The organism is Streptomyces sp. NPDC048664, assembly GCF_040650555.1.
Lineage (GTDB): Bacteria > Actinomycetota > Actinomycetes > Streptomycetales > Streptomycetaceae > Streptomyces.
Genome location: NZ_JBEZHK010000018.1, coordinates 35,160 through 57,732 on the forward strand (window position 1 = coordinate 35,160; position 22,573 = coordinate 57,732).

18 protein-coding genes are annotated in these 22,573 nt (G+C 68.7%); 15 read left to right on the forward strand and 3 right to left on the reverse strand.

The features are described 5' to 3' along the window. Positions 1 to 88: 88 nt before the first annotated feature. The 5 genes from AB0C59_RS20290 (at position 89) to AB0C59_RS20310 (ending at position 9,140) form a co-directional block, all read left to right on the forward strand. Complete coding sequence (locus AB0C59_RS20290; RefSeq protein WP_363006431.1) at positions 89 to 1,633, forward strand: hypothetical protein; 1,545 nt, start codon at positions 89 to 91, stop codon at positions 1,631 to 1,633. 176 nt (positions 1,634 to 1,809) lie between these two features. Then, positions 1,810 to 3,285: an ATP-binding protein gene (locus AB0C59_RS20295; protein ID WP_363006433.1), complete on the forward strand. Its 1,476-nt coding sequence runs from the start codon at positions 1,810 to 1,812 to the stop codon at positions 3,283 to 3,285. 62 nt (positions 3,286 to 3,347) lie between these two features. After that, positions 3,348 to 6,131 (forward strand): Z1 domain-containing protein, encoded by a 2,784-nt coding sequence (locus tag AB0C59_RS20300; protein ID WP_363006435.1) that lies wholly within the window; start codon positions 3,348 to 3,350, stop codon positions 6,129 to 6,131. Next, a complete protein-coding gene (locus AB0C59_RS20305; RefSeq protein WP_161249682.1) occupies positions 6,128 to 7,138 on the forward strand; it encodes a PD-(D/E)XK motif protein in 1,011 nt (336 codons plus the stop codon). Before AB0C59_RS20300 ends, AB0C59_RS20305 begins: the two co-directional genes overlap by 4 nt. After that, the gene (locus AB0C59_RS20310) at positions 7,131 to 9,140 is read left to right on the forward strand and encodes an AIPR family protein (RefSeq protein WP_363006438.1); all 2,010 of its coding nucleotides are present in this window, start codon (positions 7,131 to 7,133) and stop codon (positions 9,138 to 9,140) included. The genes AB0C59_RS20305 and AB0C59_RS20310 overlap by 8 nt, the downstream gene beginning before the upstream one ends. A 19-nt stretch (positions 9,141 to 9,159) precedes the next feature. Here AB0C59_RS20310 and AB0C59_RS20315 read toward each other — a convergent pair whose 3' ends face one another. Then, the gene (locus tag AB0C59_RS20315; RefSeq protein WP_363006440.1) at positions 9,160 to 9,348 is read right to left on the reverse strand and encodes an AbrB/MazE/SpoVT family DNA-binding domain-containing protein; all 189 of its coding nucleotides are present in this window, start codon (positions 9,346 to 9,348) and stop codon (positions 9,160 to 9,162) included. Positions 9,349 to 9,403: 55 nt separating this feature from the next. On the opposite strand from AB0C59_RS20315, the gene AB0C59_RS20320 reads away from it, so the two are divergent. Next, entirely contained in the window at positions 9,404 to 9,898 is a 495-nt protein-coding gene (locus tag AB0C59_RS20320; RefSeq protein WP_037876648.1) for a very short patch repair endonuclease, read from the forward strand. Here AB0C59_RS20320 and dcm read toward each other — a convergent pair. Then, positions 9,813 to 11,795 (reverse strand): DNA (cytosine-5-)-methyltransferase, encoded by a 1,983-nt coding sequence (dcm, locus tag AB0C59_RS20325; RefSeq protein ID WP_363006442.1) that lies wholly within the window; start codon positions 11,793 to 11,795, stop codon positions 9,813 to 9,815. The two genes, AB0C59_RS20320 and dcm, sit on opposite strands and share 86 nt — an antisense overlap. Before the next feature lie 390 nt (positions 11,796 to 12,185). On the opposite strand from dcm, the gene AB0C59_RS20330 reads away from it, so the two are divergent. After that, positions 12,186 to 13,121 carry a DUF5655 domain-containing protein gene (locus AB0C59_RS20330; protein WP_363006444.1) on the forward strand — a complete coding sequence of 312 codons (936 nt, stop codon included), beginning with the start codon at positions 12,186 to 12,188 and terminating at the stop codon, positions 13,119 to 13,121. Positions 13,122 to 13,220: 99 nt separating this feature from the next. On the opposite strand, the gene AB0C59_RS20335 is transcribed toward AB0C59_RS20330, so the two are convergent. Continuing rightward, a complete protein-coding gene (locus AB0C59_RS20335; RefSeq protein WP_104631201.1) occupies positions 13,221 to 13,967 on the reverse strand; it encodes a site-specific DNA-methyltransferase in 747 nt (248 codons plus the stop codon). 580 nt (positions 13,968 to 14,547) lie between these two features. On the opposite strand from AB0C59_RS20335, the gene AB0C59_RS20340 reads away from it, so the two are divergent. From AB0C59_RS20340 to AB0C59_RS20375, 8 genes are all read left to right on the forward strand, one after another. Further along, positions 14,548 to 15,693, forward strand: a complete 1,146-nt coding sequence (locus AB0C59_RS20340; protein ID WP_363006446.1) for a C40 family peptidase — start codon at positions 14,548 to 14,550, stop codon at positions 15,691 to 15,693. A gap of 89 nt (positions 15,694 to 15,782) precedes the next feature. Further along, entirely contained in the window at positions 15,783 to 16,091 is a 309-nt protein-coding gene (locus tag AB0C59_RS20345) for a DUF6112 family protein (protein WP_363006448.1), read from the forward strand. Further along, positions 16,091 to 16,771: a hypothetical protein gene (locus tag AB0C59_RS20350; RefSeq protein WP_363006450.1), complete on the forward strand. Its 681-nt coding sequence runs from the start codon at positions 16,091 to 16,093 to the stop codon at positions 16,769 to 16,771. The genes AB0C59_RS20345 and AB0C59_RS20350 overlap by 1 nt, the downstream gene beginning before the upstream one ends. A 28-nt stretch (positions 16,772 to 16,799) precedes the next feature. Then, positions 16,800 to 18,209 carry an ATP-binding protein gene (locus tag AB0C59_RS20355; protein WP_363006452.1) on the forward strand — a complete coding sequence of 470 codons (1,410 nt, stop codon included), beginning with the start codon at positions 16,800 to 16,802 and terminating at the stop codon, positions 18,207 to 18,209. Between the two features lie 131 nt (positions 18,210 to 18,340). Further along, a complete protein-coding gene (locus AB0C59_RS20360) occupies positions 18,341 to 19,807 on the forward strand; it encodes an SCO6880 family protein (protein ID WP_363006454.1) in 1,467 nt (488 codons plus the stop codon). A gap of 25 nt (positions 19,808 to 19,832) precedes the next feature. Next, positions 19,833 to 20,285 carry a DUF6238 family protein gene (locus AB0C59_RS20365; RefSeq protein ID WP_030804523.1) on the forward strand — a complete coding sequence of 151 codons (453 nt, stop codon included), beginning with the start codon at positions 19,833 to 19,835 and terminating at the stop codon, positions 20,283 to 20,285. Between the two features lie 26 nt (positions 20,286 to 20,311). After that, positions 20,312 to 21,817, forward strand: a complete 1,506-nt coding sequence (locus tag AB0C59_RS20370) for an ATP-binding protein (RefSeq protein ID WP_363006456.1) — start codon at positions 20,312 to 20,314, stop codon at positions 21,815 to 21,817. A 32-nt stretch (positions 21,818 to 21,849) separates the two neighbouring features. Then, a complete protein-coding gene (locus tag AB0C59_RS20375) occupies positions 21,850 to 22,545 on the forward strand; it encodes a hypothetical protein (RefSeq protein WP_363006458.1) in 696 nt (231 codons plus the stop codon). The last annotated feature ends 28 nt before the right edge of the window (positions 22,546 to 22,573 follow it).

Genomic DNA, 22,573 nt, shown 5'->3' on the forward strand with positions numbered 1-22,573 from the left:
CGGTGGGGAGGGCCTTTTCTCAGTCCTTCCCCACCACCCTTCTGCCCTCTGCCATAGGGCCCGCTGACCGTGCACGACTGGAGCATGCGTGGAACCCGAACTGGACCTGCTGGACACCATCGCTAGCGCTCGCGACAAGGTCCGTACGCTGCCGGGCTGGAGCTCAGGTCCGGATCGGATCTACGATCTGCTCCGGACCGCGACGAAAGTGCGCGCGATGGAGATCAGCTCAGGAATGACGAGCGAACTACCCTGGGAAAGCGTCCTCGCCCAACTCGTCGTCTGGCACCACGACTATCCCGTCGGCACGGGTACGTGCCGGGAAGAGGACGCAGCCGAGATCGTCCTTGCCGCCGCGGCGGCCCATCGGTTGGACCTTCTGGAGACAGGCGTGCGGAGTGGCGCCTACCGAGTCCGCAAGACCGGGGGCGGCTTCCGAGTGCGTCACAGCTGGGACGTGTCGGCGGAAGCGGCCGACATGCTCCTCGAGCACGACGCGCGCCCCACACGCGTACCGGAGTTGTCGGCGGTGGAACGTCAGTGGATCGCAACCCGGCCCGTCGGTTCCCGGAGCGGCCCACCATCGGAGGTTCTTCGTGCGTCCGTAGAACGTGCCACCGAGACGATCGATGCGTACCGCCGGTCGGTGCCCGAGGGGCAGATACCGGACGACTTCCCCTTGGGCGACGGATTGACCGCCGGCGACATGATCAGCGTTCTGGCCGTGATCATGGGAATTGCCTCCCTGAGTGAGCACACAGCGCACAGACTGTCCCGGTTGGAGGCCACCCTCGTCCACATGCCGACCTCCGGGTTGATGGCCGCTATCGCGACGATTTGCCTGAATATCTCGGAGGCGCACCACGCCTTGGTGGTGGAAAGACTCACCTACCGTCCCGGTCGCTCTTGCAGGACCTCGCCGTTGATCCAGCATGGCGACGTCGTGATCATCTGTCCGCCCCTCGTGACCCCGAGAGCCGTGGATCCGATCATGCTGCGTTCGGCTGCTCGTGACTACAGGCGGTTCGGCCCGGTAGGAAGGGAGCAGGGTGAGCGCGCGAAGGCTTGGGCCACCTGGATGCGTACCATCCCAGGCACCCTGGTCGCAGAACGAGTTCCGGCGGCCAGAACCGACGGCAACCCTGCTGGCGATCTGGACGTGATCATCGTGGATCCGGTCAGGCGCCTGGGCCTGTGCCTCGAGATCAAGTGGCCGATCGAAGCACTTTCTCTCCACGAGGTCATGAAGGTCGAGAACTGGATCACGTCCGCGGCCCAGCAGCTCGACCGCCTGTGGGAAGAACTCCGGACAGGCACCGCCACCGCCCAGATGCCGTCCGAGTGGCCTGCGTTCGATTCCGTCGACTGGACCTGGTGTGTCGGCACCCCTCAGCAACTCAGTACGCGCCCCCTTCCCGTGCCGGACATGCACGCCACGTCACTACGGTACGTACAGGCGCTGGGTGCCCCACCCGACCTCGAAGCCTTGGTGACAGCCCTGACCAATCCAGACCTCCCCGTTGACGGGGTGCATTTCAACGTACGGAGAAGATCGTTTCCTGTGGGGCGACACCAAATACATCTGGATGCAATCCAGGTACGCACCACCGATTGGCACCCACGCCTGGGATAGCCAGAGCACTATCGGTCTGCTCCTCACGAGGGGCAGACCCGGACCAGGGGGGCGACGAGGCGTATTGGATGGCCACCATCGCCTCGCGTCGGCAGGACAGCCCGGCCCTTGGCCGAACGGCGTGGGTGGATAATCCCAACCAGTGTCAGAAACCGGAAGCAGGCTGGAAACTCGGCATGATGTACGACATAGCAGCTCCGGAGCCGGCGGGCATGGTCGCCTCTCTCAGTTCGCTCGGGTACTCCCTGCCTGCCGCCATCGCGGATCTCGTGGACAACAGCATCTCCGCAGGTGCGTCCACGGTCGACGTCGAGTTCACCTGGGCCGGGCAGGACTCCTGGATCGCCGTCGCCGACGACGGTGCCGGGATGACCGCCGGCGAGCTCGTGACCGCCATGACCGTAGCCGCGCGAGGCCCTGCGACGCCCCGAAGTGCAACGGACCTGGGCCGCTTCGGCGTCGGCCTCAAGTCGGCCTCGTTCTCCCAGGCCCGGCAGCTCACCGTCGCCACCGCCACCACCGGCGAATGGCACGTACGCACATGGGACCTCGACGTCGTCGAGAGGTCGGGCGAGTGGCGACTGCTACGCGGCGCGGACGAGACGACCAGCGAGTTGCTCGACCGGATCCGGGGTGGGGCGGACCACGGCACCGTCGTGTTGTGGCGGCGCCTCAACGGCTACCACGTCGACGCGGTGACGGTGGAGGACGAGCGGACACAGAAGCAGTTCTACGCGGAGGCAGCCCGCACGGAGTCCCACCTGGGCATGGTCTTCGGCAGGTTCCTCACCGGAAGCCGACGTCGCAACATGCGTGTGTCGGGCAGCCCCGTCGAGCCCTGGGATCCGTTCCTGTCCCGTCACCCGTCCGTACAACCGCTTCCGGTCGAGCGTCTGCGGTTGGGGGCGGGTTCCGTACGGGTGGAGGCGTTCGTCCTTCCCAGTGCCCAGAGGCTCGCCCCGGACGAGTTCGAGAAGGCCGGCGGCCCGCGTGGGTGGCTCGACCAACAGGGGTTCTACGTGTACCGCCGGGACCGTCTGATCCTTGCCGGTGACTGGCTGGGACAGCGCGGGTTGCGCCGCGAGGAGAAGTACAACCTGGCACGGATCGCCGTGGACATCCCCGCCGAGACGGATGTCGAATGGGGGGTCGACGTCCGGAAGTCCAGTGTCGTCCCGCCCGTCGCACTGCGTTCTCATCTACGGCGCATCGCCCTGCAGGCCAGGAGAAGGGCCGCCGACGTGCTTCGGCACCGCGGGCAGATCGCTGCGCGCACACACGGGGATCCGCTCGTGTACGCGTGGAACGTCCGCCGTGTCGACGACCAGGTCACCTGCCGGATCAACCGGGGCCACCCCCTGGTGAAGGCAGCTCTGCGCTCTGGTGGTGCCGGTTCGGATGACGTACGTGCCCTGATCCGTCTGCTCGAGGAGACGGTGCCGGTCACTGCCCTCCGTGTGATGCACGAGACGGACACCAGCGACGACCCCGAGCCCTTCGGGGGCCCCGGGCCTGCCGACGCCGAGGCCACGGAGGTCGCACAGCGCATCTACGAGGCACTGGTCTCAGACGGTCGCTCGCCTGCGGCCGCTCGCGAACGCCTCCGGACGATGCCCCCCTTCGACCAGATGCAGGGCTTCTGGAACGGGTGAACCCGTTGTCAGCGCCGCCCCTAGCCTGCCCCATGCCGTTCCCGCCCAGCCGGAGGTCTGCTGTGAGTTCCACCCCCGAGGACTCTCTCGAGTCCCTTGCCAAGGCCCGTCGCCTGGTTCTCGCACTACTGTCGCAGGACCGTCAGCCGACGCCGGACGAGGTGCAGAACGCGGTCACCGTCATCTTCGGGATGCTGGCCGGCCAGGGAGAGGTCCTCGACCGTGACCAGCTGGCCAAGGAGATCGAGGTCCTGACGGCGGTCTTCCAGGAGGGCTCCTCCGGGCTGGAGAGCGACAGCGGACACGAGCCCTGGCTGCCCGAAGCCAAGAACGACCGAGCCTGGGACTTCTGGGAACGCTACCGCCGTTACCTGGAGGACGTCCGGAACCTCCCTCCGGTCGTCGTGCGCCGGCTGGACCAGAGCACGGACGAGGTCCTGAGCCAGCTCGAGGACCCGCGCCGTGTCGGCTCGTGGCGCCGGACGGGCCTGGTGATCGGACAGGTCCAGTCGGGCAAGACCGGCCAGTACATCGGGCTCGCCGCGAAGGCCGTGGACGCGGGGTACCAGTTCGTGGTGATCCTCGCTGGCATCCACAACGACCTCCGGAGCCAGACCCAGTTGCGTGTCGACGAGGGACTCCTGGGTTTCGACACCCAGCACCAGCAACGGTCCAACCAGAACGGTAAGTCCCGTCTCATGGGTGCCGGCAGGATGCCGGGTGCCAGGAAGCTCGACATCGCGTCCCCCACCAACAGCTCCGAGAAGGGCGACTTCGGTCGGCAGGCGGCCAACGCCGTCAACTTCCCGCTCGGCCGTTTTCCGGTCGTCCTCGTCGTCAAGAAGCACTGGAAGATCCTCGAATACCTGCGGACGTGGGTGACCGAGGTTCAGGGCACGGAGGACGAGAGCGGGAACAAGGTCGTACGCGACATCCCGCTGTTCGTCATCGACGACGAGGCGGACAACGCCTCCATCAACACCGAGCGCGATCCCGACGCGGATCCGACCAAGACCAACGGCGCGATCCGCGAGCTCATGAAGAGCTTCGAGAAGTCGGCGTACGTCGGGTACACCGCCACCCCGTTCGCCAACATCTACATCGATCCCGACGTTGACCACGCCGAACTCGGCGCCGACCTCTTTCCCGACAGCTTCATCCGCACCCTGCCCTCGCCGACCAACTACCTGGGCCCGGAGAGGGTGTTCGGTCTCCAGGTCGACAACGACGACGAGGAGGACGTGCCCCCGCTTCCGCTCGTACGCCCCGTGGACGACGCCGAGAGCTGGATCCCGAGCAAGCACAAGTCCTCCTTCGTGCCCTCCGACGACCTTCCGCGGTCCCTCCGGGAGGCGATCTCCTCGTTCGTCCTCGCCAGCGCTGCGCGGCGGGTGCGTGGACAGACGAAGGTGCACAACTCCATGCTTGTGCACGTCACGCGCTTTACGGCGGTCCAGGGGATCGTCCGCGACCAGGTGGACGACTACCTGCGGCTCCTCGTGGACTCGCTCCGCGACCGGTACGGGCAGGCACCGCAGCGCATGGCCGAGTTCCGGGCCCTGTGGGAGCGGGACTTCGTCCCCACCACGGACCATTTCCCGGCGGACGAGGCCCGACGCATCACCTGGGAGGACGTGTCGAGCCAGCTCATGCCCGCGCTGCGCAAGATCGTGGTCAAGACTGTCAACGGCGCCTCCCGCGACGCACTCGACTACTACGAGCACCGCAGGACCGGTCTCTCGGTGATCGCGATCGGAGGCCAGAAGCTCTCCCGGGGCCTCACCCTGGAGGGTCTTACGGTCAGCTACTACCTGCGCACGTCCAGCACGTACGACACCCTGCTCCAGATGGGACGCTGGTTCGGATACCGGCCGGGGCACGAGGACCTCTGCCGCCTGTACACCACTCCCGATCTGCAGGCGAAGTACATCGAGGTCACCGCCGCGACCGACGAACTGCGTCGTGAGGTCGAGGAGATGGCGGCGTTGAACCTCAGTCCGAGGTACTTCGGTCTCAAGGTCCGCGCCTCCTCTCTGGGCCTCGCCGTCACGGCTGCCAACAAGATGCGCCAGGGCACGAAAGTCATGCTCAGTTATTCCGGGGAGGGACCGGAGACGGTGATCTTCGACCTCACCGACGGGGTCCCGGAACACAACCTCAAGGTGCTCGGGGACTTCGTACGCAGGCTCGACGGCCTGGCCACCGCCGACCAGAAGACGGCGGGTGCCAACGTGACGTGGAAGCAGGTGCCCTCCGAAGCCGTCGTGGACTTCCTCACCCGCTACGAGACCGACCGCATGGCCCAGAGGGTTCGCCCCCGCTTCATCGCGAAGTACATCGAACAGTGCATGGCCGTAGGTGAGCTCCCGAAGTGGACTGTGGTCCTGGTCGGCAAGCAGGCAGCCGAAGACCCGCAGGACATCGCCGGTTACAGCCTGGGGCCCGTGAAGCGGTCGCCACTCAACGACGTCGAAAGCGACGGTCGGTACACGATCCGTCGCCTGCTCAGCCCTCCGGACGAGTACCTTTTCGACCTCCATCCCGACCAGGTGAAAGCCGCCCTGGAAGCGACGCAGAAGGCCGCAGCCATCAAGAAGCGGGAGAAGGTGCCCCAGTCGCCTTCGGGGGACCACGTCCGCTGGCAGCGCCGAGCCGACCAAGCGCTGCTGCTCGTCTACCTGGTCGAGCGGCCGGCGACAGAGGACGGTGAGGCACGGCTGCCTCTGGTGGGCTTCAAGGCGAGCTTCCCACGCTCCGAGCACCAGTCCGACACCGAGTACGTGGTCAACGCCATCTGGCAGAAGGAGGGCCTCGACGCCCTCGACGACGAGGAGGACGACGAGTGACCGTCACCGAGTCCGAGTGGCGTGACCTGGAAGCACCGCAGGGGGCCCCGGGTCGTTCCCGGATCCGCCTGCACCCGGACGCCCCCTTGGACGTCTTTCTCTCCGTCTCCCACCCGGCGCAGCAGCGCATGCTCGTGCTCAGGGCCGACGCCCGCTCCGCCGACCACATCGTGCGCTCCGTACGCCAGTTGCCTCGCGCTGCCGGGCTGGAGATGAACGTGAGCGCCGTCTCGCGTCTCGAGTACGAGCTCCAAGTGGTCCTCACCGCAGACGAGCTGCGAGAGGTGTTCAACCCGCTCGTCACGGACGTGGCTGACACGGTCCGAGAGGCCCCTGGGGCCGCAGCAGCCCTGACTGCAGCGGTGGAGAGGTTCGAGCGGTGGCAGGACCTCCTTCGCGCCGTCGGCAGAGACGGTCTTGGCCCTGAGGCCCGTCGTGGACTCGTCGGCGAGCTCCTGGTGCTGCGCGACCACATCCTGCCCGTCGTCGGGCCGGCCGAGGCCGTCGACGCATGGACGGGGCCGAGCGGAGCCAACCAGGACTTCCATCTGCCCGGAGTCGCCGTCGAGGTGAAGGCCAGCGCCGCCAAGCGACCCCGCAGCATCCGAATCGCCAGCGAGCGCCAGCTCGACGACACCGGGACGCCTGCGCTTCTGTTGGCGCTGGCGATGCTCGACGAACGGCGGGGTGGATCAGGAGAGAGTCTGAACCGCCTGGTGGACCGCATACGCGAGCAACTCACGAGTCCTGGCGTCCGAGCCGCCTTCGACGGTCGTCTCGTGCAGGCCGGCTATCTCCCCGGCCAGCGAGACGTGTACGAGGAGCCTCGCTACACCGTTCGCGACCTGCGCTTCTGGCACGTGGGAGAGAATTTCCCGAGACTCGTCGAGGCAGATCTTCCCGAGGGGGTCGGTGAGTGCTCGTACCACGTGAGCACCTCGGGGCTTGACCACCACCGCGCCACGACCGACGAAGTGGCCGCACTGATCGGGGGACCCCATGCCTGAACTCGACCTGTCCCAGTACGCCCACGACGTCGTCGCGGACATCCAGGCCACTGCCGACGCTGAGGGGACCACCACCCCGGAGGCGTTCACGCGGCGCGTGTTCGAGGACCTGGAACGGGCCGGCATCGTGTCCAACACGTTCACCGCCTACCACTCGGCCCACGGTCATCTCGTGCACGGATACGGCATCGGGGACTCCGGGGAGTGCCTAGACCTCTTCGTGACCGACTTCGACCTCGACCCGCTGGAGTCCAAACTCACGAAGGGACAGGCTGAGACCGCCTTCAGGCGCCTGCTGACGTTCGTCCGCCGGTGTCGGGAGGGCCTGCGTCAGCACATCGACGAGTCCTTCGACGTGTACGACATGTGCGCGGCAGTGGAGAAGGCGCTCACCGAGGTACAGAGGATCCGGCTCTTCCTGCTCAGCAACCGCGTCGGCACGAGTACCTCCTTCCCGCCCACCGAGTTCGACGGCCTTCCCGTGACCCACGAGGTATGGGACCTGGCGCGGCTGCACCGCCACGAGACGTCCGGCAGCATCAGCGAGCCCATCGTGGTCTCGTTCGACCCTCCGCTGCCCTGTGTCTCGGCACCCAGCAGCGAGCCGGACCACTCGGTGACCATGGCCGTGATCCCTGGCCAGAGACTGGCCGAACTGTACGGGGAGTACGGGACCAGACTTCTCGAGTTGAACGTCCGGTCCTTCCTGCAGGCCCGAGGATCGGTCAACCGGGGAATCAGGGAGACCCTGCTGAACTCACCGGGCAGGTTCCTGGCGTACAACAACGGCATCACGGCGACCGCTTCCCAGGTCGACTTCGTGCACGGCCCGGACGGCACCCCCACGGGCATCGCCCGGGTGCACGGGCTCCAAGTGGTGAACGGTGGTCAGACCACGGCCTCGTTGCACTACTCCTCGAGCCGGGACAAGGCCGACCTGTCTCACGTGGCTGTCCAGATGAAGCTGACGGAGGTCTCTCCCGAGCGGCTCTCGGAGATCGTCCCGATGATCTCCGAGTACTCCAACACCCAGAATCGCGTCACGCTTGTCGACTTCAGCTCGAACCACGCGTACCACGTGGCCGTCCAGCGGATCACCCGATCTCTGTGGGCGCCGGCGACGGACGGCAGTGGCCAGGAGACCCACTGGTTCTACGAGAGGGCGCGCGGCCAGTACACCGACGAGGTGGCCAAGGCCCGGACACCGGCGAAGCAGCGCACCTTCAAGAAGCTCAACCCGACCAGTCGGAAGTTCACGAAGGCGGACCTCGCGAAGTACGTCAACTCCTGGAGCCTCCTCCCGTTCAGCGTCAGCCGCGGCGCGCAGAAGAACTTCGTCGCGTTCATGGACCGGATCGGCGAGGCGCCCCCACGGGTCGACGTCCGCTACTGCCAGCGCGTGATCGCGATGGCGGTCCTCTTCAAGGCAGTCGACCGCGTCGCGGCGAACCACGAGGCGGGCAGCTACAAGAGCGTGATCACGACCTACACCATGGCCCGTCTGGCGCTCGCCACGGAACAGCGCATCGATCTCGACAGGATCTGGCGTGAACAGAGGGTCTCGTCAGCCCTCGAAGCCGCGATCGACGATCTGTGCCCCCGAGTCATGCGGGTCGTCACCAAGCCACGTGAGGGCAACCACGTGGGCGAGTGGGCCAAGAAGCCCGCCTGCTGGGACGCCGTCTCCCGCGTGCCCTGGTCCGTGCCTGACGCTCTGAAGGCCGAGCTCCGTGATCATCCGCTGGACGACGAGGCCCTCGCGGGCGGAGCGGAAGGCGACCGCGGGGCGAGCGACGAGGTGACGTCGGTCCCGGCGGACGAGTGGTACGCCATCGAGCGATGGGCGAAGGAAACGCACAACCTGGATCCCTCACAGCGGCAGCTCGCGCAGTACGTCGGTCGGCGACTCGAGCTCGGGCAGGAGGTTCCCGAGCCGCAGGCGGTGCAGGCGCTGCACGCGCGCAACGAGGCGTTTTCGCTCGGGTTCGTGCCTGGCCCGTAGGTCCGACGCGTCCCGGCCCTCAGAGCTCCCCGCGCTCGAGCAGGTCCCTCATGGCGTCCTCGGCGCGGCTGAGCACGATCCGTCCGTCTCCGTCGCTGAAGGCCAGGAGGTCTGCCCCGGGTGCGATGCCAGCCTCCGCGAGCAGGCCAATGGGGAGCTCGACGCGCCCCTGATCGTCGACACGAAGTTCCGCAGGTTCACGAAGCATGGGACGAGTGTGGCACCCTCACACTCGTAGGCCGACGACGGGCTGGGGCTGAGGTATGGCAGCACGTGAGGACACCACGAGCACGCAGTGGGTCAGCACGGAACTGAGCGGCCATCTGCGCGGTCGGCGCGCCCGCGACACGAAGCCGGAGGTGGCCCTCCGGCGTGCCGTGCACCGGCTCGGCCTCCGGTTCCGTCTACAGCGCAAGGTGGCTGCCCGTTGCACGGCGGACTTCGTCCTGCCCAGGTACGACGTGGCGGTGTTCGTCGACGGGTGCTTCTGGCACGGATGTCCTGTGCACGGGCCGAAGACCTTCCGCGGCCCGAACGCCGCCTTGTGGGAGGCGAAGATCGAGACCAACAAGGAGCGCGACCGCCGGAACACCGCGGCAGCCGAGGCCGCTGGGTGGACTGTAGTCCGTGTCTGGGAGTGCGAGATCCGGGCGGACGTCGAGCGCGCCGCGCTCAGCGTCGCCCAGTTGTGCGAACAGGCTTCCGAGCCTGGGTCGGCACCGTCTCCCGTCCGTGGGTACCGGTCAACGCGTCCGTGAACAGGTCGCCCGAGACCCTCTCCCTGGCGACGCAGTACTTACTCAGGGGGCACACCTCGCAGAGCGGCTCCTTGGCCCGGCAGAAGCTGCTTCCGATGAGCCGGAGCGCCGCCATACGCAGAGGCGCGTCCTCGCCGGCTCCGACGAGCTTAACCAGATCCACTCGACCGTCGCTCAGCCTGTTCGTGCGATCCGAATCACTGCCGTGCAGACGGGCGGCGACGCGCAGCGCCCCCTGCCCGACCCACAGGAGGTCCTCGCCGACCAGCAGCCGGTACACCGTCGCCTCAGCCGGCTTCAGCTTCAACCGCTCGCGGACCTTCTCCTCGTCGGCCCAGACGCTCGACTGATCGATCACCGCGGTGAGCCGGGCGACCCGGGCCTTCGCAGCCTCGGAGGGCGCCGCCGCAGTAAGCGTCTCGAGTGCGGCCTTGCCAAGGGACGTCTGTCCCCGCACGGCCTCAACCATCTCCGCCAGCTGCGCGGGCTGGATCCGGGTCCCGGACAGTATGGCTACGACGGCGGCCTGCAAGCCGGACATCTGCTTGCCCGGAAGCTGGTACCAGTCCTCCGACTCACGCCGTGCTTCGGCCCAGGCGGTCAGATCCCTTCGCACCGTGCGCCAGTGCGGCTGGAGTCCCCCCTCGGTCGGCTGCTCGTCAACTACGGGCAGCAGGGCCTCCGCGGCAGCCTCGCCAAGAAGGGGCGGCACAGCGTTACCGATCTGGCGGAAGGCGTCACTGCGCGTCCCGGCGAAGCGGAACCTGTCCGGGAACGTCTGCACTCGCGCGGCCTCCCGCACGGTGAGGGTGCGCGGCTGGTCCTGGTCCGGGTGGATGTACCAGTAGCCGTCCTTGGCGATGTGTGCGGTGATCGACCTGCTGAGGTCCGCCCAGTCGAGCTTCTTGTACTTGTCCGTGAAGTGGTCGGCCTTGTAGCGCTGCAGTTCCGGGGTGATCTGCGAGTACAGGGTCTTGGAGTCCATGCTGGAGAAGATCTCCGCGTCGTCCTTCCGGACCCGTCGGGTCATGTGGTCCCACACCCGGTCCTTGCGCGCCCACTTACGCATGTCCTGAGCGAACTTGGAAAGCTCGGACGGTTCCTCGTACGGGAGTTCGCGCTGCCCGACACGCTCGGTGGGCACGACAGGCAGCACCGGCAGGTCACCGATGGCGTCACGCAGCGTGGTCCGCTGATCGTGCTCCAGCTCCTGCCGCCACGAGAAGCGCTCCACGTCGTTCCTCGCGAGCAGGATCAGTCGCTTCCTGTGCTGCGGAACGCCGTACTTCCACGCATCGACGAGACGGACCTGCGTCGCGTATCCGAGGTCCTCCAGCTGCTCCTCGATGGTGCGTACCACGAAGAAGTCGTCGCCGAGACCCATGTCCGGCACGTTCTCCATGAGGACCGCACGCGGCCGGAGGCGCTTCACGACGTCGAGGTAGGCGCTCCACAGCTCCTTGCGGCGATCATGGGGATCACGACCGTGATGCTCCACGAGGCTGCGGATCTTGCTCCGGCCAGCCCTGCTGAACGGCTGGCATGGCGGGCCTCCGGCCACCAGATCGATCTTGGCGGGCGCCAGCATCTCGACGAGCCTGTCACGCTCGTCAGGATTACCCAGATCCATGTGGAGACTCATGCCGGGGAAGTTCGCAGCGTGCGTCTGGAGCGCGCGCTCGTCGAAGTCGACCGCGGCTGCGACCGTCCACCCGGCTCGCTCCAGTCCGAGGCTCAGTCCACCCGCTCCGGAGAAGAGGTCGACGGCCAGACGCTTGCCAGCACCGAAGCCACCGAGCCACTTGCCGAAGTTCTCGGGCTTGCAACTGTTCCTGTGACGCCTGAGCTCCAGACAGTCGCTCCGCTCCAGAGGCACCCCATAGTGCTGCCTGCGCACTGCGCCAACCTCCATCGGACGAGAAGAACGAGCACCAGGAGATCACACAACCTCTGGCAAGATCAAGAATCCGGCGTCCACCTCGGATGGCTGGATCGATTAGGACGCCACAGGCGCCCCGAGAATATTACGCGGCACCCACCCCTGTATCGGAAAGCAACCCCCCAGTAACACTGGAGAGGGTCAACCATACGGACAAACACTGACAAGACCATCGGAGCTCTCGCCATTCGAGCTACCCTGCGGGCTCGGCTCCCGCCCCGAAGCAATGTCGGTGTCCTGCATTCGGCCAATCCCATGGTCGAGCTGCCTGCCCTTCCCGCTACCCGATGCGGAATACCCGCGGCGTCCCCTTGATTGCCCTCTGTAGAGATCGCGGGAGGGGCGCTGGTGGCCGAGCTGATGATGTTCCGACGGGACGCGGACGGACGGGATGTCGAGCTGTCAAGCTCTACGGTGGCGCTGGAGGTGGAGCTGCAGCGGCGGGTCGAGGCCGGCTTGGAGCAGATGCTGGGCGTCCGTTTCCTGGCCTCGGAGTATCCGACCGGGCCTTGGCACCGGGGGCGGATCGACACCCTGGGACTCGATGAGAACGGCAGTCCGGTGGTGATCGAGTTCAAGAAGGGCTCGGACAGCAGGGTGATGTCCCAGGCGGTCTCCTACCTGTCCTGGCTGGAGTCGGCGCACCACGAGTTCGAGGCGCTTGTGCGGAAGGTGCTGGGGGCGGAGGCCGCCCAGTCCGTCGACTGGCGTCGTCCGCGGATGATCTGCATCGCGGCGGGCTTCTCGCACCACGACCGGGTGGCGGTGCAGAGGTTGCCCGAGCGGATCGACCTGGTGCGCTACCGGATCTTTGAAGGGGGCCTGCTGGGGCTGCTGCTCGTGGACTCCGCGACCGGCTTCCCGAGCGCTGCCTCGTCTCGCCGGGGTCTGGAGCGGGCACCCGTGGCGGACAGCGTGCCGACGGCTTCGGCGGTCTCTCCGCCTGCGGGTGGAGGAGCGGTGCCCGAGTGCCTGCAGGACCTGTACGCGGAACTGGACGAGGCGCTCACGGCATGGGGCGAGGTGGAGGTGGCGTCCCTGCGGCACTACATCGCCTACCGGCGGTTGGTGAACGTGGCGTCGGTGATCTTCCGTCCGAAGCACGAGGCGATCCTGGTGTATCTCAGACTCGACCCGGGAACGGTCGAGTTGGAGGAGGGCTTCACCCGGGACATGCGCGGCATCGGACACCTCGGGACCGGCGACCTGGAGGTCCGTGTCGTCTCGGCAGCCGACTTGGAGAAGGCGGCGCCGCTGATCCGGCGGGCGTTCGAGCCGGCCTGACGTAACAGGACGGGCGGCTGGTGCATCGGTTAGTCGATGCTCCAGCCGCCCCTTTTGCGTCTGTGGGCCGCCGGCCCTGGCCTCTCTTCGCTCTCACGTTCATGCCTCCGGTCCGGCAAGCTCGAAGTCATCCTTCGTCAGTTCGGCCCGCAGCCGCTCCTCGGCGACGTCGGCGTAGTGCGCGGACAGCTCGACGCCCACGAAGCGGCGTCCCTCGCGCAGGGCCGCGACCCCGGTGGAGCCGCTGCCGGTGAACGGGTCGAGGACGGTGCCGCCCTCGGGGCAGACCTGGACGAGCTGCTGCATGACCTCGACGGGCTTCTGGGTGATGTGAACCCGGCCCTTGCGGGGCTGGGAGGCGATGTAGTGCCCCGGCAGGTAGAGATCGCGGGTGTTGTCGAGGGAGCCCTTGACGCCCCAGACGATGAACTCCGAGTCCTGCTTCGGCCCGCCCTTGCGGGGCCGGCTGGACGGCTTGATCCACGGAATCGTGCCGCTCCAGGTCCATCCCGCCATCTGCAGGGCGTCGGAGGTGGTCGGCTCCTGTCGCCAGTCGGTGAAGACCATCGCGACCGCGTGCTCGGTCGAGGCCCGGTACGCCTCGGTGAGCAGTTCGGTGAGCCAGGAGCGGTAGGAGCGCTGGTCGCGGTTCTCGCCGGGGAAGTTGGCGAGGTCGTGCGCCGAGTTGCTCGTGACGTACTTGGCACGTGCGGTACGGCCGGTCCGGTCGGAGCTGGTGCGGCCCCCGGAGTTGTACGGCGGATCGGTGATCACCGCCTGGACGCTCTCGTCCGGGAGGGACTTCAGGACGGTCAGGGCGTCGCCTCGGTGCAGCGTGTAGCTCATGGGAAGGGCCTCTTTTCGGGCACGGCGGAGTCTGGACCTGCTCCGGACAGCGCTCAACGTCGTGCATCCGGTGCGAGGTTGCAGCGGAGGTTAACGGCGAATTCCGGCCGCGCCTAACGAGGTGGCTCCCTGCTTCGGACCCCTGGACGGCAGTCGTTTGGCGCGGCCGGAATCCCGGTCTACTGTCTCGCCGTGCCACCGGGAAGGAGCCTGGCTTCACCCCCGTTGAGCTGTGCTTATCCGTGCCGTCTCGTCCAATCGAGCAGCGTCGTAGGCACGTTGCCCATCTGCCCGCGAGCGCCGTGAGGAGGCCCCTGTGCACTGCCTGAGATTACGAGCGCGGCTGGCTGCCGCGTATGACCTGAAACCGGCGTCCTGGAGCTACCAACTCCTCTGACCCGGGCCCGCCGAGAGGCGGATGCACATCGGCGCGGTGCCGACGGCTTTGCACGAGAAGTCGGCACCGCGTCTCCTGCGAACACCGAGGAGCCGCTGCGATGCAGCATGCCCTGACACACCCGCGCCCCGACCCACCTCCCTCGCCCCGTCCGCACCGCCGTCGCGCTCAACGGCGGCGGCCGTGAAGAAGACGACGGGAGCCCTCGTCGGTCTGTGCGCCACCGGACCACTCCTGCTGGCACTGCCGATCCTTGGCATCGGGGCCGGGACCGCCTCGGCTTCGTGTTCGACCGACGGTGCACAGGGTGTGGACGCCTCCGCCGTCGCCAAGCAGGTGAAGGCCATCCTGGACGGCGGCGACAAGGGCTCGGTCTCCGTGCCGGGCCTGGACGCGCCTGCCGACCAGGTGCCCAACGCCAAGACGATCCAGGCCACGGGCGTCGCGATGAACATCCCCGCCCGAGGGCAGGTCGTCGCCCTGGCGACCGCGCTGCAGGAGAGCGGCCTGCGGAACCTGACCTACGGCGACCGCGATTCGCTGGGTCTCTTCCAGCAGCGGCCGTCGATGGGCTGGGGTACGGCCAGCCAGATCCTTGACCCGGTGCACGCCTCGACGAAGTTCTACGAGGGGCTCAAGAAGGTCTCCGGCTGGCAGTCCCTCTCTGTCACCCAGGCCGCCCAGGCGGTACAGAAGTCGGGCTTCCCGGAGGCGTACGCCAAATGGGAGCCGCTGGCCACCGCCCTGCAGAAGGCCATCGAGCCCCTGCTGCAGAAGGCCGGCGGCGCATCGCCGAGCCCGTCGCCGTCCGGCTCTGCCGACACCGGCAGCCCCTCTCCCATTTCCGCGGGGGGTTGTTCGGCGGACGGCGACGGGACGGACTTCGGCACCATCCCGGCGGGCGCACTGCCGGAGGAGTACAAGATTCCCGCCTCCGCGCCGCCGAAGGTACAGACGGCGATCCGGTGGGCGCTCGGCCAGCTCGGCACCCCGTATCAGTGGGGCGGCACGTGCACCGACTCCCACGGCAAGAACCCGATGGGCCGCTGCGACTGCTCCTCCCTGATACAGGGCGCGTACAAGGCCGCCGGGGTGACCCTGACGCGGACCACGTACACGCAGGTCAAGGACGGCAAGGCCGTCTCGGTCGATGCCCTCAAGCCGGGCGACCTCCTCTTCACCGAGGGGACGGCCGCCGTACCGGAACACGTCGGGATGGCGATCGGGCAGGGCCTGATCGTCCACGCCCCGCACACCGGTGACGTCGTACGGATCACCACCGTCGCGTCCTGGAAATCGCGGATTCTCGCGGCCCGCCGAGTCGTCTGACCGGCGCTCCTCCCCCCTCCTCACCTCCCCTCGCACCGCTGGTTCGCCCCACCGGGCTTTGGCGTGCGCTCATTCGAACTGGAGTTCCCGTGTATCTCGCTGAACAGGTCATACAGCTCGCCTACGACCCGGGAATCAAGCCCAACGAGGGCGGGCTCCCTGGCCTCAACGTCCTCAAGCAGGTGATGGGCTCGATCAACTTGTTCGGACTCATTGCCGTGGTCGGAGCCCTCGCCGTCAGTGCGGGCGTGTGGGCCTGGGGTCACCACTCCGGTGGTCACCAGGCCGAGGCGAACGGGAAGAAGGGCGTGCTGGTAAGCGCGAGCGCGGCCCTTCTTCTCGGTGCGGCCAACGGTGTGGTGGCGTTCTTCTCGACGCTCGGGACGCAGGTCCACTGATGGCTCAGCACTCCACCCACCCCGGCGGCGCATCTCGCGTGCGCCGCCGGGCGCTGCTCGGCACTGCCGTCCTGGCGGTGCTCGTCGCCGTCGCCGGCCTGGCCGCCTACCTCACCCGCGAGGGCCGAAGCCCCTCCGATCCTGCTTCCCCACCGCCGAGTTCGCCCACGGCGTCCTCGTCGCCCGCGGCACCGTCCGGGCCGCACACCCGGCCCCGCGCTCTGCCCGTTCCGCCGAAGACCCACGACCCGATCACGTACGGGAAGGCCGCCGCCGCAGCGCTGTGGTCGTACGACACCCGCGCGTACTCGCAGCCCGAGCTGCGCAAGGCGCTGCGCGGCTGGCTGACCACGGAGTCGAAGTACGCCGACCCGGCCTCCGTCGACCAGGCGGTCCCCTCGGCCGTGCTGTGGAAGGAGATGGCGGCCAACAAGCAGGTCGCCACCGCCAAGATCAACGAGGGGCACTTCCCGCATGCCTTTACGCAGGCCCTCCATGACGACCCCGGGGCGATCACCCAGGCGTACGTCTACGCCGTCACGGTCTCCGGCAAGCAGTCGATTCGCTGGAAGGGCTCGGCCGCCGGCGGCGCGGAGAGCCGGTCCACCACCCTCGCGGTCCAGTGCCGGCCCAACCACTCCTGCGCCTTGGTCGGCGTCATGCCGTCCGTCGCGCCCTGACCCTCGCCCCAGAACGGAGGTAAGACCCATGGGAGTCTGCGACTTCCCGCTGATGGACAAGGTGTGCGGCGCTGTCGACTTCGCCACCAACCCCGCCGGCACCGTCACCGACGGTCTCGGCGCGTGGATCGCGAAGTCGGCGGGCGAGCTGGCGTCCAGCGCGGCCGACCTTGCCGCCAAGGCCGTCAACAAGACGACGGCCATCGACCTCAACGCCGGGTGGTTCCGCGACAACTACGAGCTGCTGCTGCCCATCGGCCTCGCCCTGACCGTCGGCATCTTCTGCATCCAGCTCATGACCGCGGCCTGGCGCCGTGACGAACGTGCCCTCGCCAAGGCGGCGTTCGGCACCATGACCGGAGTCCTGTTCAGCTTCTCCGCCATCGCCTTCACGACCGTCGCCATCACCGTGGTGGACGCACTGTCCGACGGCCTCTTCAAAGCCGCCAACACCTCGATCGACGACGCGATCCGTCGTGTGATCAAGGTTGATCAGATGGGGGCCATGTACGGCCTCGGCTGGGGTGTGCCCGCGCTGGTGGCGTTCGGGTGCGCGATCGGTGCCTTCCTCTACTGGGGCGTGATGGTGGCCCGCAAGGTCGGCGTCCTGATCATGGTCGCGCTCGCGGTGTTCGCCGGGGCGGGCGGCGGCTGGGAAGTCGCCAAACGGTGGCGGCGCGGCTGGATCGAGGCCACCGGCACCCTGATCGTCTCCAAGCTGTTGATGACCGTCGTCTTCCTGATCGGCGTCTCCGCCATGGGCAAGACCGACGCCAGCGACGGAATGGCGGCCCTGTCCGACGCGATGGCCGGCATCGTCGTGATGGTCCTGGTGTTGCTCTGCCCCTACGCGACGTACAAGTTCGTCCACTGGGCCAGCGACGGCGGCGGCCACGACGACATGCACCGCACCGGTGTCGCCGGCATGGCGGTCGCCGCAGGCGCCGCGAAGACCGCAGGCAGCCTCGCGCTGCGGGCCGGTACCGGCGCCCCCGCCCCGCAGGGTCCGAACCAGGTCCCCGGCGCGGGCACCGATGGCGTCGCCTCCGGCATCAACCCCTCCGGCGGCAACCTCAGCCAGGAGGGCATCGACGCCGGGCCGCCCAAGCAGCAGACCCGCTTCCGGTACGGCGAAGACCCGGACGCGAGCGGCGACAAGGGCCGGGCTCTGATCCAGCGCCCCGGGATCCCGCCGCTGATCACACGTCCTGGCGAGGACGAACCGGAAGGGTCCGAATCGACTGCCCAAGGCGTTGCGGGCGGCTCCGGTCACCTCGCAGCCGCATCGGCTCCGGGCGGCGACATGACCTCCATGCCGCCGGCCGACCCCGGACCTTCGGCCTCGGGCACTCCGGCGTCCGGGTCCGGTCCGTCGGCCACCGGCTCCGCGACGCCGACGAACTGGGTGTATCCCACCCAGCCGCCGTCGGGTTCCTGACCCACATCCCCGGGGGCGGGCCGCACTCCACGGCCCGCCCCCGCCCCCCACCAGCAGGAAGGTTTCGCCATGACGTCCAGAAGATCGCCGCGCGCCCCGTCCTCAGCCCGCTCCCACCGTCTGGAACCACCATGTCCGGCAAGCACCAGTCCTCCACGCCCACCGTGAAGTTCCCGCACCGCAGCAGGCGCGGCGTCCTGCTCGGCCTGTCCGTCCCGCAGTTGGTCGTCGCTGGGCTCACCGGCCTTCTCCTTCTCGCCGTGATCCTCGCCCGCGGTGTGGTCGGCGCCCTCCAGCTCATCCCGCTGTGGGCCGTGATCGCCCTGCTCGTCTTCGTCCGCCACCGAGGCCGTGCTCTGGCGGACTGGGCCCCGATCGTCGTCCGGTACGCGCTGCGCCGGATGCGAGGCCAGCTCGTCTGGCTCACCCGGCCCTCTCGCCGGCCGACCCGCGAGGGACTGCTCCACCTTCCCGGCACCGCTGCCAGCCTGCGCGTGACCACTGCTCCCGACGGCAAGTACGGCGCCGTCCACAACCCGCACACCGGGACGCTGACCGCGGTGGTCAAGGTCTCCTCCCGCGCCTACGCCCTGCTCGACCCCGGCACCCAGCAGGCCAACGTCGGCGGCTGGGGACGCGCGCTGGCAGCTCTCGCCCGTACCGGGCAGATCGCCCGCATCCAGGTGATCGAGCGCACCATCCCCGACTCCGGCGACGCGCTGCGCCGATACTGGGAAGAGCACGGCCGCCCCGACACCCCGATGGCCGGCGCGATCTACAACGAGCTGATCCAGAGCGCCGGTCCCGCAGCCGCCCCGCACGAGGCGTACGTCGCGGTGTCCCTGGACACCAAGGCGGCCCGTCGGCTGATCAACCAAGCTTGCGGCGGTCTCACCGGCGCGTTCAGCGTCCTCGCCCAGCTCACCTCCACGTTCGACCAGGCGGCGCGGACCGCCGGTCTCACCCCGACGGGCTGGCTCACCGCCCGCGAGATCGCCGCCGTGGTGCGCACTTCCTATGACCCGAAGGCGCTGGCGACACTCGACCGCTGGTCCACGGCCGGTCGCCCCGAGGCCGAGCCCGCCGCCGCCGGACCCGTCGTGGTCGTCGAGAAGGCGGACCACATCGCCACCGACTCCGCCGTGCACGCCACCTACTGGGTGGAGAACTGGCCGCGCACCGAGACCAGCGCCGGCTTCCTGCACCAGCTCCTGTTCACCGGCGGGGTGCGGCGCACGCTGTCGCTCTCCTACGAGCCGAAGAACCTCGACGCCGCCCTGCGCGACGTGCAGCGCAAGAAGTCCAGCGTGATCGCCGACGCCGCCGAACGGGCCCGGCGCGGCCAGGTCGACTCCGAGGCGGACTCGATCGAGTACCAGGACATCAAGTCCCGCGAACGCCAGCTCATCGCCGGGCACGCCGACGTCGCCCTGACCGGTCTGCTGACCGTCTCGGCCGACACCGAGGACGAGCTGCGCACCGCCTGCGCCGTCGTGGAGACCGCCGCTGTCGGCGCCCAGCTCGATCTCCGGCCGCTGACCTGGCAGCAGGCCGAGGCGTTCACCGCCGCCGCCCTGCCGCTCGCGCTCGCTGCCTGACCCTTCCCTTCGAAAGAGCACCCTCATGTCCCGCACCGCCAGCCCGACCGCGCAGGACTTCGTGCCCTTCGCCACCGCCGCGCTCGACTTCCACCGGGCGCTCAACATCCCGGGCGGCCCGCTGGTCACCACCCGGGCCGAGCTGGACGCCCTGCACGCGCACCTCGTTTCGCTGTACGGGCTGCTCGACGCCCACACCGGTCGCACCGGGCAGCTCGTCGCGGTCGAGGGCGACCAGCTCCGTACCGCCCGCACCCGCATCTGGCAGGCCGCCGAGCACCTCCACGCCGCCTACCACGCGGCGCCCCGGCCGGACTCCGGCGAGATCCCCGCACCGGAGGCGTGCCAGGCCGGCCTTCCGGAGGGAGCACCGGAACTGACCATCTGCCAGCGCCACCAGCGCACCGCTCATCTCGTCCGGCGGCGCACCACCCCGGCCGACCTGCACGCCCCGTTCACCGGCCTCGTCCGCCGCTGACCCACCCCTCATCTGGAGAAACGCTCATGCCCCGTACCCGCGCCAGCGCCTCCCCTCTGTTCGTGCCCCGCAAGACGACGCGCGCCGAGCAGCGGGCCGCCCGAGCCGGTTTCACCGAAGCCCGCCGCCAGGCGCGCCTCGCCGGAAATCGGCCCAAGCACCGCGCCGAGCAGACCCTCGATCCGAGTCTGCGGCCTACCTACCCGCCCGCCGGTCGCCCCGGTCCGGCCTCCGCCCGCGGCGGCAAGCTCGCCCTGCCCGCCCACCGGATGACCACCGCCACAGCCAGCGGCGCGTACCCGTTCGTCGCCGAGGGCGGCCTGGGCGCCGAAGGAGTGTTCATCGGCCGCGATGTGCACGCGGAGGCGGCCTTCTGCTTCGACCCCTTCTCGCTCTACAACAGCGGCAGGGTGGAGGGCTTCACCAACCCCAACGCGGTCCTGGCCGGGATCATCGGCATGGGCAAGTCGGCGCTGGCGAAGTCGATCGCCACCCGGTCGATCGCCCACGGCTACCGGATCTACATCCCCTGCGATCCCAAGGGGGAGTGGACCGGTGTCTCGCAGGCCCTCGGCGGATACACCATCGCCCTGGGCCCGGGGCTCCCCGGCCGGTTGAACCCGCTGGACGCCCCGGCTCGCCCTGCCTCCGTGAGCGAGGAGGACTGGTTCACGGAGGTTCGCAAGCGCCGTCTGCTGCTGCTGGCCAGCCTCGCCCGCACCGTGCTGAAGCGCGACCTGCTGCCGATGGAGCACACCGCCCTCGACCTGGCCCTGGATCTGGTTGTCGCCGACGCCGCCGCCCGGGGCACGGTGCCGCTGCTCGGCGAGATCGCGCACGCACTCGGCTCCCCCGAACGCCTCGACCACGCCCTCGGCCACCAGGCGGGACACCTCGGTTCAGCCGCCCAGGACCTCGCCCACGCCCTGCGACGTCTCGTGCACGGCGACTTGAGCGGCATGTTCGACGCGCCGAGCACCGTGTCGTTCGACCCGACCACACCGATGCTGTCCATCGACCTCTCCCGTCTCGGCGGCTCCGGTGACGACACGGCACTGGTGCTCGCGATGACGTGCGCGAGCGCGTGGATGGAGTCAGCCCTCAGTGATCCCGATGGCGGTCGGCGCTGGGTGATCTACGACGAGGCGTGGCGGCTGATGCGGCACGTCGGGCTGCTGGAGCGGATGCAGAGCCAGTGGAAGCTCTCCCGAGGGCTGGGCATCGCGAACCTCATGGTGATCCACCGCCTCAGCGACTTGCTCTCGGCGGGCGACGCCGGTTCACGCGGCCGAGTCCTGGCCGAGGGGCTCCTCGCGGACTGCAGCACGCGCATCATCTACCGCCAGGAACCTGACCAGCTCGCCGCCGCTGCCTCTCTGCTCGGCCTGACCGGCGTCGAGACCCAGGCCGTGTCCGCCCTGACCAAGGGCCGAGGTCTGTGGAAGGTCGCCGGCCGCTCGTTCATCACCCAGCACATCCTCCACCCGGCCGAGCGGGAGCTGTTCGACACAGACGCCCGCATGGCCGCCTAGCCCAACGACCAGCACAGCAAAGGGAATCGATCATGTCTGCTTCTTCCACTCCTTCCTCCGGTGACAACCAGCCGTCGCAGGCCACCGACCCTTTGGCGTGGCGACGGCACCTCCCGGCACTGGCCTCGGCCGCCGCCGGGATCAACGAGGCGTGCGACGCCTGGGACGCGGTTTCGGACTCCCTCTGCGACGCGGACGGCTGGCCGCTGGACGACAAGGTCTACGGGGACGGGAAGGTCCAGCGGGACGCCGAAGCGTGGAAGCACGCCGAAGTGTTCCTCGACCACGGACCCGAGGTGCTGGCCGGGGTCCGCGCCGCCGCCGACGACCCCGACTACGTCGAGGGGCCGATCAGTGACGACCTCCGTCGGATACGCGGGATCGACACCATCCTGTTCCGGGCGGAGGAACTGCGGCACGAATGGGACGGCGTCATGGCGCTTATGGACGGTTCGCAGCCGAGCGTGCTCCACCTCTACAAGGAGCGTGCCGAGGAGCACCGCAACACCGAGGGCTGGCACTACTCACACGAACTAGGTTCCAAGGGACCGGCGTTGGTGCGTGTCGGCGAGTATCTAGCTCATCGGGCGGACACCGAACGGCCGGCGCAGACCGAGCGGGCTCGCGTCGCCCTGACCCGCTCGACGCACAACGCCCCTGCCGTATCACCTGCTTCGCCCCAGGTCCCGCCGGCATCGCATCCGCCGGCTCCCGGTCGCTCGCGGTGATCCCTAGCACGCAGTCACGGCAGCGCCA